This is a genomic window from Streptomyces triculaminicus, from assembly GCF_017349075.1.
In the GTDB taxonomy this organism is placed as follows: Bacteria; Actinomycetota; Actinomycetes; order Streptomycetales; family Streptomycetaceae; genus Streptomyces; species Streptomyces triculaminicus.
Genome location: NZ_JAFMOF010000001.1, coordinates 1672967 through 1686519, shown reverse-complemented (window position 1 = coordinate 1686519; position 13553 = coordinate 1672967). Strand labels below are relative to the sequence as shown.

The following is a 13553-nucleotide window of genomic DNA, read 5'->3' as shown; positions in this document are numbered from 1 at the left end:
GGGTGGCGAAGACGAAGAAGGCGAATCCGGACAAAACACGGGACAAGGCCTCCAAGAAGCAGACAAAGGGTGCCGGCAAGGCTCCCAAGACCGTGACGGTCGCCGCCGATGCCGCCGTCGACGCACCGGACGAGGTCGGGCTGGATTTCGCCCGCGCCTGGGTGGAGTTTCCCGATCCGGCCGACGACGAGCAGATCTTCCGCTGCGACATGACCTGGCTCACCTCCCGCTGGAGCTGCGTCTTCGGCAGCGGCTGCCAGGGCATCAAGGCGGGCCGCGCCGACGACGGCTGCTGCACCCTCGGGGCGCACTTCTCGGACGAGGACGACGAGAAGCGCGTGGCGGGGCACGTGGCCCGGCTGACGCCCGACATCTGGCAGTTCCACGACGTCGGCACGGAATCGGGCTGGACGCAGCTCGACGAGGACGACGGCGAGCGGCAGACCCGGCGCTGGAACGGCTCGTGCATCTTCCAGAACCGGCCCGGTTTCGCGGGCGGCGCCGGCTGCTCGCTGCACATCCTGGCCCTGAAGGAGGGCCGCGAGCCGCTGGAGACCAAGCCCGACGTGTGCTGGCAGCTGCCGGTGCGCCGCACGTACGACTGGATCGACCGGCCGGACGACACGCAGGTGCTGCAGATCACCATCGGGGAGTACGACCGGCGCGGCTGGGGCCCCGGCGGGCACGACCTGCACTGGTGGTGCACCTCCGCGCGGTCCGCGCACGGGGCCGGGGATCCGGTGTACGTCACGTACCGGGCCGAGCTGATCGAGCTGATGGGCAAGAAGGCGTACGCGCGGCTGGTGGAGCTGTGCGAGGAGCGGATGGCGTCGCTCCTGCCGATGGCGCCGCACCCGGCGGACGCCCGCTGAGGCGACCGAGGCGACTGAGGCAGGGCCCCGGCCCCGAGCGACGGCGGGTGGCGAGGGGCGGCGTCATGACGGGGCCCCGCCCTTTCCCTCCAGCGTCACCACCGAGCCGCCCGGCGCGACGGCCACCCGCGCCCGCCAGGCCCGCGCGGGCTCCCGGGCCCGGTCCACGGTCACCACGACCGTCACCGTCTGACCCGGCCGCAGGACGCCGCCGGGCTGGCTCAGCCGCAGCCACGGCGCGTCCGCCGACATGGACCAGCCGACCAGCTCGCCGCCGCTGGCGGTGAGCGTGATGTGCGTGGCGGTCCCGCCGGGCTGCGCCTCGACGGTCAGCCGCCCGGGCCCGGTGCCCAGGACGGCGACCGAGACCTCGGACAGCCGCTGGACCGCCGGCCGTCCCGTCGGCGGCGCCGGTTCCGCCGCCGCCTCCTCCTCGTATCCGTACGGATGGTCGTACGCCCCCTCGCCCGGGCTGCCGCCCAGGCTGTCGGGGACGGACACCGAGGCGGCGCCCTGCCCCTCCCCCATCGGGCCGCCGCGGTAGGCGGCCCAGAGCGCGAGGACGGGCGCGGCGACGACCGTCGCGACGACGGTGGTGGTCACCGCCCGGCTGCGCAGGCGGCCGCGGCGGGCGGCGCGGTCCTTGGGCGCGAGTGGGAAGCCGCCGCGGTCGAAGCGCGGGGCGGCGTGCGCGGCGGCCCCGCGCCGGCGCGCGGGGCGCGGGCCCAGGGCGCGCAGCAGCGCGGAGTGCACCGCGGGCCGGGGGGCCTCGAGCACGGGCAGGGGCGCGGAGGACGCCGCGGTACCGGGCCAGGGCTCGCCGGCGGTGGCCCGCTCGGCGGTGCGCCGGCAGTCCGCGCACTCGTCGACGTGGCGCACGAGCTCGCGCCGGAGGGCCGCGCCCAGCAGCACCTCCGTGTCGCCCACGAAGCGCGTGACGGTCGCGCAGCGGCCGGACTCCACGACGGCGAGCGCGGTGCGGGTGCGCTCGACCTCGCAGGCGGCGCTGGACAGCAGGGCCCGCGCGGCCTCATGGTCCATGCGCAGCACGGCGGCGACCTCGTGGGGGGCGAGGCCGTGGCGTACGGCCAGCTCGAGCGCCTCGCGCTGGCCGGCGGTGGTGCCGGCGGCCTCGGGCCAGGCGAGCAGGGCCAGTTCCGCGCGGGCCCGGGGCCGGTGGCCGAGGCGGGGTCGGCGGGGGCGCGCCGGGGGCGGCGAGGCGGCGCAGGCACTCCCAGCGGGCCAGGGCGTACAGCCAGGCGCGGTGGGCCTCCTCGACGGCGGGGGCGCGGTCGGTGCGGCGCACGGCGAGGGCCAGGACCTCGCCGAGGGCGGCGACGGCGGCGTCGTGGTCGCACAGGACGGACAGGCAGTAGGTGAACAGGCCGTCGAGGTGCGGTTCGTAGCGGTGCTCGGGGAGGCCTGGTCCGGGGCTTCGTGGTCCCGGGCGTCGTGGGCGACGGCCGGCGTGGTCGCGGCCTCGTGGGCGGGGCGGGGGCCGGGCGGGAGAAGTACGCGGTCCCGACGGCGGGGTTCTCGACGACCGGGGGCTGGGCCGCGCGCGGCGCACGGCGGGATGCGCGGTGCGCGCCGGTGGCATGCGTGGGGGGCTCGGGCGTCATCATCCCGGCGACGGTAGGCGGGTGGTGCCGCCTCGTTCGTCCTGCCCTCCCAGGTTTAACCCATACGGGTGACTCTCTCCCTCAAAGGGGGACAGGAACCATCCATTCCGCCCCGAAAGCGGCATGTGACGCGTACTGGTGGACGGCCGACCCCCCGGCGCTGTCAGTGCCCACCGCTACGGTGGTCCGCATGGCTGCCCGTACCTCCCGCTCGTCCGCCAAGGACCGGCCCTCCTATCGCTGCACCGAGTGCGGCTGGACCACCGCCAAGTGGCTCGGCCGCTGCCCCGAGTGCCAGGCCTGGGGGACGGTCGAGGAGTTCGGCACGCCCGCCGTCCGTACGACCGCCCCCGGCCGGGTGACCTCGGCGGCCGTGCCCATCGCGCAGGTCGACGGCCGTCAGGCCACCGCGCGCGGCACGGGCGTGCCCGAGCTCGACCGCGTCCTGGGCGGCGGGCTGGTGCCCGGCGCCGTGGTGCTACTCGCGGGCGAGCCCGGCGTCGGCAAGTCGACCCTGCTGCTGGACGTGGCGGCCCGCGCCGCCTCCGACGAGCACCGCACGCTCTATGTGACCGGCGAGGAGTCGGCGAGCCAGGTCCGGCTGCGCGCCGACCGCATCGGCGCGCTCTCCGACCACCTCTACCTCGCCGCCGAGACGGACCTGTCGGCCGTCCTGGGGCACCTGGACTCGGTCAAGCCCTCCCTGCTGATCCTGGACTCCGTCCAGACCGTGGCCTCCCCCGAGATCGACGGCGCGCCCGGCGGCATGGCCCAGGTGCGCGAGGTGGCCGGCGCCCTCATCCGCGCCTCCAAGGAGCGCGGCATGTCCACGCTGCTGGTCGGCCACGTCACCAAGGACGGTGCCATCGCCGGCCCCCGCCTGCTGGAGCACCTGGTCGACGTCGTGCTGTCCTTCGAGGGCGACCGGCACGCCCGGCTGCGCCTGGTGCGGGGCGTGAAGAACCGCTACGGCGCCACGGACGAGGTCGGCTGCTTCGAGCTGCACGACGAGGGCATCACGGGCCTGGCCGACCCCAGCGGCCTGTTCCTGACCCGTCGCGACGAGCCCGTGCCCGGCACATGTCTGACGGTCACTCTCGAGGGCCGCCGGCCGCTGGTGGCCGAGGTGCAGGCGCTGACCGTCGACTCCCAGATCCCCTCCCCCCGCCGCACCACCTCGGGCCTGGAGACGTCCCGGGTGTCGATGATGCTCGCCGTCCTCGAGCAGCGCGGCCGCATCAGCGCCCTGGGCAAGCGCGACATCTACAGCGCCACCGTCGGCGGCGTGAAGCTCTCCGAGCCCGCCGCCGACCTCGCCGTCGCCCTGGCCCTGGCGAGCGCCGCCAGCGACACCCCCCTGCCGAAGAACCTGGTGGCCATCGGCGAGGTGGGCCTGGCCGGAGAGGTCCGGCGGGTCACCGGCGTCCAGCGGCGGCTGGCCGAGGCGGCCCGGCTGGGCTTCACCCACGCCCTCGTGCCGGGCGACCCCGGCAAGGTGCCCAGCGGCATGCGGGTCCTGGAGGTCTCGAACATCGGTGAAGCCCTGCGGGTGCTGCCCTCCAGACCCCAGCGCGAGAGCCGCGGGGAAGGCCGTGGAGAAGGCCGTGGCGAGAGCGGTCGCGAGGGCGGTCGCGGCGGCGGTCGCCGGGCGGTGGCCGGAGCCCGACCTGAGGAGAGCTGAGGACAGCCCCCTAATAGGCTGGGCGCCAGTAGACTTTGCCCTGGTCCCGCCCGTACGTACGCACCGATGCACACGACCCGCGCGACGCGCACGGCGTGTACGACGGCGCGTACGCGACAGCCGGGCGGCGGCCCAAGGCACCGTTGACCTTGCGACCGGAGGAGTGCAGTGGCAGCCAACGACCGGGCATCGGGCCCCGGCAAGGCCGGAGGCGCCTCCGGTGGCTCCGGAGTCGACGGGCTGATGCGCTCCTCGCTGAGCGCCGTCGCGCCCGGCACACCCCTGCGCGACGGCCTGGAGCGCGTCCTTCGCGGCAATACGGGCGGTCTCATCGTCCTCGGCATGGACAAGACCGTCGAGGCGATGTGCACCGGCGGCTTCGTCCTCGACGTGGAGTTCACCGCCACCCGGCTGCGCGAGCTGTGCAAGCTGGACGGCGCGCTGATCCTCGACAAGGACTGCAGCAAGATCGTGCGGGCGGGCGTCCAGCTCTACCCCGACGCCTCGATCCCCACCGAGGAGACGGGCACCCGCCACCGCACCGCGCAGCGCGCCTCCATCCAGTCCGGCTTCCCCGTCATCTCCGTCAGCCAGTCGATGCGGCTGATCGCGCTGTACGTGGGCGGCGAGCGCCGCGTCCTGGAGGAGTCGGGAGCGATCCTCTCTCGCGCCAACCAGGCGCTGGCCACCCTCGAGCGCTACAAGCTCCGCCTCGACGAGGTCGCCGGCACCCTCTCCGCCCTGGAGATCGAGGACCTGGTCACCGTCCGGGACGTCACGGCCGTCTCGCAGCGGCTGGAGCTGGTGCGCCGCATCGCCACGGAGATCGCGGAGTACGTCGTCGAGCTGGGCACCGACGGCCGGCTGCTCTCCCTGCAGCTGGAGGAGCTCATCGCCGGCGTCGAGCCCGAGCGCGAGCTGGTCGTACGGGACTACGTCCCCGAGCCGACCGCCAAGCGCACCCGCACGGTCGCCGAGGCCATGTCCGAGCTGGACTCCCTCACCCATCCCGAGCTCCTCGAACTGCCCATCGTCGCCCGCGCCCTGGGCTACAGCGGCTCCCCCGAGACACTGGACTCGGCGGTCTCCCCGCGCGGCTACCGCCTGCTGGCGAAGGTTCCCCGGCTGCCCGGCGCCATCATCGAGCGCCTCGTGGACCACTTCGGCGGGCTGCAGAAGCTGCTCGCCGCCAGCGTGGACGACCTGCAGACGGTCGACGGCGTCGGCGAGGCCCGCGCCCGCTCGGTCCGTGAGGGGCTGTCGCGGCTCGCGGAGTCCTCGATCCTCGAGCGGTACGTCTGACCCGAGCGGTACGTCTAAAAAGCCGGATATGGGTGAGGGCCCCGCAGCTGCGGGGCCCTCACCCATATCCGTAGCGCTTCAGGCCTGTCCGTAGCGCTTCAGGCCTTCTCGAGGACGAATTCCGTCCGCTCGGTGACGCCCGCGACCTTCACCTCGACCCGGTACCTGCCCGGCGTGACCGCCGCGGCGCCGGACGGCGTCGCGCAGTGCGGGGCGGTGCGCCTGCGGTCCCACTCCAGCGTGCGCTTGGTCTCGCCCGAGCCCGGCACCTCGAAGAGCACGGCGCCGTTTCCGCGCGGGCAGTCGTCGGACGCCCACACGTGCTCCTCGCCCTTGCTGTCGGTGATCTTCAGCAGGGCGGCGGCCGCGCCGAAGTTCACCTTGCAGGCGCTGCTGCCGGAGTTCTGCACGACCAGTTCGAACGTGGGCTTCTCGTCGGGCTTGTAGGAGTCCTTGACCGGACGGATGCTCAGCTTCACGGAGCCCTCCGTGCAGTCGGGCAGGTTGGTGCCCGCCGCGACGGTCCTGCCCTCGCCGGTCACCACCACCCCGGCGCCACCGCCGAAGCCGCCGCCACCGCTCCCGCCGGCCGAGCCGCCGGAACCCGCGCCCGTACCGCCGGAGCCGCCGTTCGCACCGCCGGAACCGGAGCCTCCGCCGTTGCCTCCACTGCCGCCGCTGCCCGAATCGCCACGCCCGCCCGGGCGTTGGCTGATGTGCGGACCGGAGGGGGTGGGGCCGGGCGTGATCGTGGTGTCCGTCTGCCCCTTTCCGTCAGAGCCCTTGCTCTGCCCGTCCTCGGAGCCGCCGTCACCTCCGAAGGCGAGCAGCCACAACACCACCAGTACGAGAAGGCCGAGCAGGCCAAGCGCAACTGCCCTCCGCCGCCAATAGATGGAGGAGGGAAGCGGCCCGATCGGATTGCGCAGAGATCCCACGCGAAGACTCTACGAGAGATCGGCCGGGGCACCAGCCAGTACCCGCCGTAGGAGTGCCTACTTTTCCCATCATCTGTACGGAAGCGGGACTGTTGACGCCCTTCCGGGGCCGATCGCATACGGAGCGTTGTCGTCGCTTTCGGAGCGTCGTCGTCGCTTTCCGGTCGAATGCGCTTCAGGCCGAATCGGCGTGCGGCCACTCGGTTTTGTGCCCGAAGCCGCGCGCATTGTCGATCAGGCGCAGCCAGTCGGGCCGCAGTTGCCACAGCGCGGTGCGCTCCATCGCCGCGCGGAGTCGGTCGTCGCGTTCCACATAGGGGAAGCGGGCGCTGTACGCGCGCCAGGCCGCCGCGCGCTCCGCGCCCTCCAGCGGGCGGCAGTGGCCCCGCCCCTGAACACCGGTCAGCTCGGTCCACCGCTGTCCGTCGTGCTGTGCGGTGAAGGCGACGCGAGCACCGCCTTCACCGGCACCGGCGCCTGCGGTGAGCGCGCGGCCGTGACGGGTGGTGGCGGAGGTGACGAAGAGAAGGGAGGGGACGGGGCCCTCGTCGACCGCGTAGAGCACGGCGCACGCCTGCGGGCCGTCCTCGTCGGCATAGGCCAGGGTGAGGGTCGTATGCGCCTGGAGGGCGGCCGTGATCTCGGCCGGCGGCGGGGCGGCCTGCGTGTCGGTCATGGATCAAGCCTATGAAGCCGGCCGCCTGCGGGAGCCTGCCGCCCATGGCGACCGCCCTCCACGGAAGCCGGCCCGAAGACCCGGGGAGAAGCCCGCCGCCGGTCGCCTGCCCATGGTCGTCCGCCCACGGTTGGCGGATCCGGTCACCCGATCGAGGCGTGGTGGGCACAGGCGTATGGCCGAGCCGGGCCCGGCGCGTTTCGTCGCTTCACGCGGGCGTGCCAGGATCGAAGAGTCATGACTTTGATGCCTGCCGCTCCGGCTCCGCCGGCCACCACGCCCCAGACGTCCACCCTCCTGCACGCCCCCGTCATCGACTGGTTCCGCGCACACGCCCGGGACCTGCCCTGGCGCCGGCCCGAGGCCGGGCCGTGGGGGGTGATGGTCAGCGAGTTCATGCTGCAACAGACCCCGGTCAACCGGGTCCTGCCGATGTACGAGCAGTGGCTGGCCCGCTGGCCGCGCCCCGCCGACCTGGCGGCCGAGGCGCCCGGCGAGGCGGTCCGCGCCTGGGGCCGGCTCGGCTATCCGCGCCGCGCGCTGCGGCTGCACGCCGCCGCCTCTGCCATCACCGAGCGGCACGGCGGCGAGGTGCCGAGGGACCACGCCAAGCTGCTGGCCCTGCCGGGCGTCGGCGAGTACACGGCCGCGGCCGTGGCGTCCTTCGCCTACGGACAGCGGCACGCGGTGCTCGACACCAACGTCCGCCGCGTCTTCGCCCGCGCCGTGACCGGCGCCCAGTACCCGCCGAACGCCACCACGGCCGCCGAGCGCCGGCTGGCCCGGGCGCTGCTGCCGGACGACGAGCCGGTGGCCGCCAGCTGGGCCGCGGCGACCATGGAGCTGGGGGCACTGGTCTGCACGGCCCGTACGCCCTCCTGTGGCCGCTGCCCGATCGCGGACCAGTGCGCGTGGCTGGCCGCCGGCTCCCCGGCCCACGACGGGCCGCCGCGCCGGGGGCAGACGTACGCGGGTACCGACCGGCAGGTGCGCGGCAAGCTGCTGGCCGTGCTGCGCGAGGCGGTGTCGGCCGTTCCGCAGGCGGCGCTGGACGCGGTGTGGCACGAGCCGGTGCAGCGGGCCCGGGCGCTGGACGGGCTCGTGGCGGATGGCCTGGTCGAGCCGCTCCCCGGCGGGATGTACCGGCTGCCGCTCACGTAACGGCGGTCTCGTAACGCCCGCCCCCCGCGCCGCCGCCCGGTTCCTACGGCGTGCTGGTGAAGGCGCGCCGGTAGGAGCGGGGAGGTACCCCTCGGCGCCGCACGAACTGCTCGCGCAGCACGGCCGCGCTTCCGTAGCCGACCCGGCGGGCGATCTCCTCGACCGGCAGGTCCGTGGTCTCCAGGAGTTCCTCTGCCCTGCTCAGGCGCAGGCTGCGCAGCCAGGCGTGTGGGGTGGTGCCGGTCGCCGCGGTGAAGCGGCGGGCGAAGGAGCGTTTGCTCATCATGGCGCGGCGGGCCAGTTCGGCGACGGGCAGCGGCTCGTGGAGGTGCTCGCGGGCCCAGCCGAGGACCTCGGCGAGCCGCTCGTCCCGGCCGTCCTCGGGGACGGGCGCGGCCAGGTACTGGGCCTGCCCGCCGTCGCGGTGGGAGGGCAGCACCATGTCCCGGGCGACGGCATTGGCCAGCGCGGCACCGTGCTCCCGCCTCAGCAGGTGGAGGCACAGGTCGAAGCCCGCGGCCGCTCCCGCGCCCGTGACGACGCTCCCTTCGTCGATGTAGAGCGCGTCGGCTTCCACTGTGACCTCGGGGTGGCGGTCGGCGAGCAGCCCGGCGAACCGCCAGTGGGTGGTCGCCCGCCGGCCGTCGAGCAGTCCGGCGGCGGCGAGCGCGAACGTGCCGACGCAGTGGGCCGCGACCACGGCGCCGCGCTCGTGCGCGGCACGCAGCGCGTCGAGTACGGCGGGGGCCGGTGGCGTCCGGAATCCGGCCCCGGGCAGGGCGACGATCAGATCGGCGGCGGCGAGGCGGTCCAGTCCGTGCGCGATGGAGAGCGGCACGCCGCAGTCCGTGGGCACCGGTCCGGGCCGGTCGGCGCACAGGGCGAAGTCGAAGCCGGGCAGCGCCGCTCCGTGGGGGCCGAACACCTCGGTGACGATGCCGGCGGCGAGCATGCCGACGCCGGGAGGGACGTACGCGGCGACGATCTTGAAAGGCGGCACGGCCGGAGTGTGGCACACGCGTGGCACGAGCCCCGGGCACGAATTCCTGGCACGAATCCTGCGATGAGGGGCAGTTGTGCCACTCGTGCACCGCCCCCGCGCCCGGAAGGATCGAGGCCATGACAGACGCACCGCTCGGCCGCAGCGCCGCATACACGATCCTGACCGCCGGCTACGTGGGCTCCACCGGCCCCGGGGTCGCCGCGACCGTCTCCTACGTGTCCGACGCGGGACGGCACGTGATCTTCGACCCGGGCATGGTCGCGAGCGTCGACCACATCCTCGCCCCGCTCGCGGAGCTGGGCCTCGGCCCCGAGGACATCACCGACGTGGTGCTCAGCCACCACCACCCGGACAACACCATGAACGTGGGCCTCTTCGGTCGCGCCCGGGTGCACGACCACAAGGTGGAGTACCGGGGTGACCAGTGGACGAACCGGGACGCGGAGGGCTACGAACTCACCCCGTCGCTGCGGCTGATCCGCACCCCGGGCCACAGCCCCGAGGACATCACGCTGCTGGCGGGCACGGACGCGGGCGTGGTGGCCTTCGCCGGCGACCTGTGGTGGCACGCGGACGGCCCGGCGGACGATCCGGTGGCGCCGGACCGCGACGTGCTGCGCGCCTCCCGGCTGCGGGTGCTGGCCGCGGCGGACCTGATCGTGCCCGGCCACGGCGGCCCGTTCACGGCCCACGACGGCACCCCGCGCTAGGCGCCCCACCCGTCGTCACCACACGCCGCACCAGCCATCACTGGCGTCACAAACCCCTGGTCACAGCCCTGCCCGAATCGGACAGAGCCGCCCTTTCCCCACCCCCCGCTCACAGCTGTTACACAACCTATGGACAGCTGTGCACCAGCCGAAGGGCTCCCGCACATCGCGTCGCAACAGCCCGTCCGTAGCGTCCTACCCGTGCTGGACGACTGCCAGCGTCGCGGGGAACGCAAAGCGGGAATGGAGGCTGCGAGTATGGCCAGCAGCGGCAAGGTTCTGGACTTCGAAGAGTACGTACGCAACCGTCAGGACGCCCTCCTGCGCAGCGCCCGGCGGCTCGTCCCGGACCCCATCGACGCCCAGGACCTGCTCCAGACCGCCCTCGTCCGCACCTACGGCCGCTGGGAAGGCATAGCGGACAAGTCGCTCGCCGACGCCTACCTGCGCCGCGTCATGATCAACACTCGCACGGAGTGGTGGCGCGCCCGCAAGCTCGACGAGGTGCCCACCGAGCAGCTCCCCGACGCCAGCGTCGAGGACGGCACCGAGCAGCACGCCGACCGTGCCCTGCTGATGGACATCCTCGGCGTCCTGGCACCGAAGCAGCGAAGCGTCGTCGTCCTGCGACATTGGGAGCAGATGAGCACCGAGGAGACCGCGGAGGCGCTCGGCATGTCGACCGGCACGGTCAAGAGCACGCTGCACCGTGCGCTGGCCCGGCTCCGCCAGGAGCTGGAGAGCCGCGACCTGGACTTCCACGCCCTGGAGCGCACCGATCGGGGGCGCGAACGGTGCGCGGCCTGAACGGGTCGGCGGGTTCCCGCCCCGGCAGGAGGCGCAGGGCCACGCCGGCACTGATCACCGGTGGTGCGGTCACCGCGATGGCCGCCACTGCCGGTCTTCTGCTGGCCGGATGCGGTACGAGCAGTGAGGGCGTGCGCAAGGAGGGGCCCGCGCAGACCCAGCCGGCGGCCAAGGCCGCCTCCCCCCGGACGCCCTCGGCGTCCGCGTCGGCCGCCTCGCCCCAGGACAAGGTCGACGCCGTCAAGCTGATCAAGTCCGACCCCAAGGTCGGCGAGCAGGTCAAGAAGAACCTCAAGCCGTGCGTGAAGGACCAGTACCCCGTCGACGTGATCTACGGGCAGCTGACCGGCGGCTCCCGCCCCGACGTCGTGGTGAACGTCCTGACGTGCGGCGATTCCGTCGGCGTCGGTTCCTATGTGTACCGTGCCAAGGGCAACACGTACGAGAATGTGTTCGTGGCCGAGCAGGCGCCCGTCTACGCCGACATCGACCGGCGTGATCTCACGATCACCAAGCAGGTCTACGGCCCGGGCGACGCCGTCTGCTGCGCCTCGGGTGAGGACGTCCTGACCTACCACTGGTCGGACAACACCTTCCGCGAGACCGGTCGCACCCACACCGACTTCGGCAAGGTCGGCAACACCGGCAAGGTGCCGAGCGAAGGAACGGAGGGCTGAGAGCAGCGTGGCCGATACGCATGTCCTCTTCGTCGAGGACGACGACGTCATCCGCGAGGCTACGCAGCTCGCCCTGGAGCGCGACGGCTTCGTCGTCACGGCGGTGCCGGACGGCCTGTCGGGGCTGGAGAGCTTCCGCGCCCGGCGGCCGGACATCGCGCTGCTGGACGTGATGGTTCCGGGACTGGACGGGGTCAGCCTGTGCCGCCGGATCCGTGACGAGTCGACCGTTCCCGTGATCATGCTCTCGGCGCGCGCCGACTCCATCGACGTCGTCCTCGGCCTCGAGGCCGGCGCCGACGACTATGTGACCAAGCCCTTCGACGGCGCCGTGCTCGTCGCCCGGATCCGCGCGGTCCTGCGCCGCTTCGGCCACGCCAGCGGTGCCGCCGGCGGCGGCGCGGCGGACCCCGCCGACGAGACCCTCGAGGGCGGCGTGCTGCGCTTCGGCGACCTGGAGGTCGACACCGATGGCATGGAGGTCCGCAAGGCCGGCACGCCCGTCGCCCTGACCCCCACCGAGATGCGGCTGCTGCTGGAGTTCTCGTCCGCGCCGGGCACCGTCCTCTCCCGCGACCGGCTCCTGGAGCGGGTCTGGGACTACGGCTGGGGCGGCGACACCCGCGTCGTCGACGTCCACGTGCAGCGCCTGCGCGGAAAGATCGGCCAGGACCGGATCGAGACGGTCCGTGGCTTCGGCTACAAGCTCAGGGGCTGAGCCTCCGGTGGATCGTCCGGTGAACCCCTCGTGAACCCCCCGTGGAACCCCTCGTGGTGAAGCTCGCCCTCCGCAGCGGCCTGCGCTGGAAGGTCAGTCTGGCGATCGCCGCCGTCGGCGCGCTCGTCGCCGTCGCGCTCAGCCTCGTCGTCCACAACGCGGCGCGCGTCTCCATGCTCAACAGCAGCCGCGACCAGATGGACGACCGGGTCCAGATCGCCCAGCGGTACTACGAATCCACCGGCGGCAAACTGATGCTGCGCGCCAAGGTGGACGACCCCGCGCTGCCCAAGCCGCTGCGCGACGCCGCCGACGTGGGCCTGCGCGCCACCTACCTGCAGGACAACGGCAGCGGGGCCCCCGAGGTGTGGGCCTCCACGCCCCTGCGCAACGGCCGGATCCTGTCGATCCACACCCGCTTCAAGGACCGCTACGACATCCTCAACGACCTCGACCGGGCGCTGATCATCGGCTCGGTCTCCGTCGTCCTCGGCGGCTGCGCGCTCGGCATCCTCATCGGCGGCCAGCTCTCCCGCCGCCTGCGCAAGGCCGCCACCGCCGCCCGCAAGCTCGCCGACGGCGACGACCCGGACGTCCGCGTGCGCGACGCCATCGGCGGCCGGGTGCGCGACGAGACCGACGACCTCGCCCGGGCCGTCGACGGCATGGCCGAGGCGCTGCGCGACCGGCTGGAGGCCGAACGCCGCGTCACCGCCGACATCGCCCACGAGCTGCGCACCCCCGTGACCGGCCTGCTCACGGCCGCCGAGCTGCTGCCGCCGGGCCGGCCCACCGAGCTCGTACGGGACCGGGCCCAGGCCATGCGCACGCTCGTCGAGGACGTGCTCGAGGTCGCCCGGCTGGACGGCTTCGCCGAACGCGCCGAGATGCAGGACATCGAGCTCGGCGAGTTCGTACAGCGCCGGGTGCGGTCCGCGGCCCCCGACGCCAAGGTCACGGTCGTGCGCAACGCCTACGCCTCCACCGACCCGCGCCGCCTGGAGCGGATCCTGGGCAACCTGCTCGCCAACGCCGCCAAGCACGGCAGGGGCCCGGTCGAGGTCTCCGTCGAGGGCCGGGTGCTGCGCGTGCGCGACCACGGCCCCGGCTTCCCCGAGGAACTCCTGCGGGAGGGGCCGAGCCGCTTCCGTACGGGCAGCAAGGACCGGGCCGGCAAGGGCCACGGCCTGGGCCTGACCATCGCCGCCGGCCAGGCCCGCGTCCTGGGCGCCCGCCTGACCTTCCGCAACGCCGACCCGGAGGCGGAGGGGGGCGGCGGCGCGATCGCGGTGCTCTGGCTCCCCGAGTCGTCCCCCACCAGCACGGGCAGCTTCCCGATCATTCAGGTGCCGGACTAAGGCCTCTCCGTCGGCGGGCGGCCAGCGG

Annotated in this window: 13 protein-coding genes; 9 read left to right on the top strand and 4 right to left on the bottom strand. The window is 73.8% G+C overall.

The window, feature by feature from the left end; all coding sequences use genetic code 11:
• Positions 1-2 precede the first annotated feature (2 nt).
• On the top strand, positions 3-872 hold the full coding sequence (locus tag J1792_RS07845; protein WP_086569793.1) for a DUF3109 family protein: 870 nt from the start codon (positions 3-5) through the stop codon (positions 870-872).
• Between the two features lie 63 nt (positions 873-935).
• On the opposite strand, the gene J1792_RS07840 is transcribed toward J1792_RS07845, so the two are convergent.
• The gene (locus J1792_RS07840) at positions 936-1913 is read right to left on the bottom strand and encodes a BACON domain-containing protein (protein ID WP_372446090.1); all 978 of its coding nucleotides are present in this window, start codon (positions 1911-1913) and stop codon (positions 936-938) included.
• 771 nt (positions 1914-2684) lie between these two features.
• Between J1792_RS07840 and radA the strand changes: the two genes are divergently transcribed.
• Both radA and disA read left to right on the top strand, forming a co-directional pair.
• Positions 2685-4175, top strand: coding sequence for a DNA repair protein RadA (radA, locus tag J1792_RS07835; RefSeq protein ID WP_207246886.1), 1491 nt, complete (start codon positions 2685-2687; stop codon positions 4173-4175).
• A gap of 168 nt (positions 4176-4343) precedes the next feature.
• Positions 4344-5477: a DNA integrity scanning diadenylate cyclase DisA gene (gene disA / locus J1792_RS07830; RefSeq protein ID WP_086566385.1), complete on the top strand. Its 1134-nt coding sequence runs from the start codon at positions 4344-4346 to the stop codon at positions 5475-5477.
• A gap of 98 nt (positions 5478-5575) precedes the next feature.
• On the opposite strand, the gene J1792_RS07825 is transcribed toward disA, so the two are convergent.
• Together J1792_RS07825 and J1792_RS07820 are read right to left on the bottom strand one after the other, a co-directional pair.
• The gene (locus J1792_RS07825) at positions 5576-6415 is read right to left on the bottom strand and encodes a hypothetical protein (protein WP_207246885.1); all 840 of its coding nucleotides are present in this window, start codon (positions 6413-6415) and stop codon (positions 5576-5578) included.
• Positions 6416-6590: 175 nt separating this feature from the next.
• On the bottom strand, positions 6591-7091 hold the full coding sequence (locus J1792_RS07820) for a pyridoxamine 5'-phosphate oxidase family protein (protein ID WP_086566380.1): 501 nt from the start codon (positions 7089-7091) through the stop codon (positions 6591-6593).
• 237 nt (positions 7092-7328) lie between these two features.
• On the opposite strand from J1792_RS07820, the gene J1792_RS07815 reads away from it, so the two are divergent.
• Positions 7329-8252 carry an iron-sulfur binding domain-containing protein gene (locus tag J1792_RS07815; protein WP_207246884.1) on the top strand — a complete coding sequence of 308 codons (924 nt, stop codon included), beginning with the start codon at positions 7329-7331 and terminating at the stop codon, positions 8250-8252.
• 43 nt (positions 8253-8295) lie between these two features.
• Here the strand turns inward: J1792_RS07815 and J1792_RS07810 are convergent, their stop codons facing one another.
• A complete protein-coding gene (locus tag J1792_RS07810; RefSeq protein WP_086566388.1) occupies positions 8296-9204 on the bottom strand; it encodes a GlxA family transcriptional regulator in 909 nt (302 codons plus the stop codon).
• A 167-nt stretch (positions 9205-9371) separates the two neighbouring features.
• Here J1792_RS07810 and J1792_RS07805 point away from each other — a divergent pair, with 167 nt between their 5' ends.
• The 5 genes from J1792_RS07805 to cseC all read left to right on the top strand — a co-directional run bounded on the left by J1792_RS07805 (position 9372) and on the right by cseC (position 13525).
• On the top strand, positions 9372-9965 hold the full coding sequence (locus J1792_RS07805) for an MBL fold metallo-hydrolase (protein ID WP_086566377.1): 594 nt from the start codon (positions 9372-9374) through the stop codon (positions 9963-9965).
• Between the two features lie 258 nt (positions 9966-10223).
• Positions 10224-10772, top strand: a complete 549-nt coding sequence (locus J1792_RS07800) for a SigE family RNA polymerase sigma factor (RefSeq protein WP_086566376.1) — start codon at positions 10224-10226, stop codon at positions 10770-10772.
• Positions 10760-11449 (top strand): hypothetical protein, encoded by a 690-nt coding sequence (locus tag J1792_RS07795; RefSeq protein ID WP_086566374.1) that lies wholly within the window; start codon positions 10760-10762, stop codon positions 11447-11449. The genes J1792_RS07800 and J1792_RS07795 overlap by 13 nt, the downstream gene beginning before the upstream one ends.
• A 7-nt stretch (positions 11450-11456) precedes the next feature.
• Positions 11457-12167 carry a two-component system response regulator CseB gene (gene cseB / locus J1792_RS07790; RefSeq protein WP_086566373.1) on the top strand — a complete coding sequence of 237 codons (711 nt, stop codon included), beginning with the start codon at positions 11457-11459 and terminating at the stop codon, positions 12165-12167.
• 53 nt (positions 12168-12220) lie between these two features.
• On the top strand, positions 12221-13525 hold the full coding sequence (gene cseC / locus J1792_RS07785) for a two-component system sensor histidine kinase CseC (protein WP_086566371.1): 1305 nt from the start codon (positions 12221-12223) through the stop codon (positions 13523-13525).
• Positions 13526-13553 lie beyond the last annotated feature (28 nt).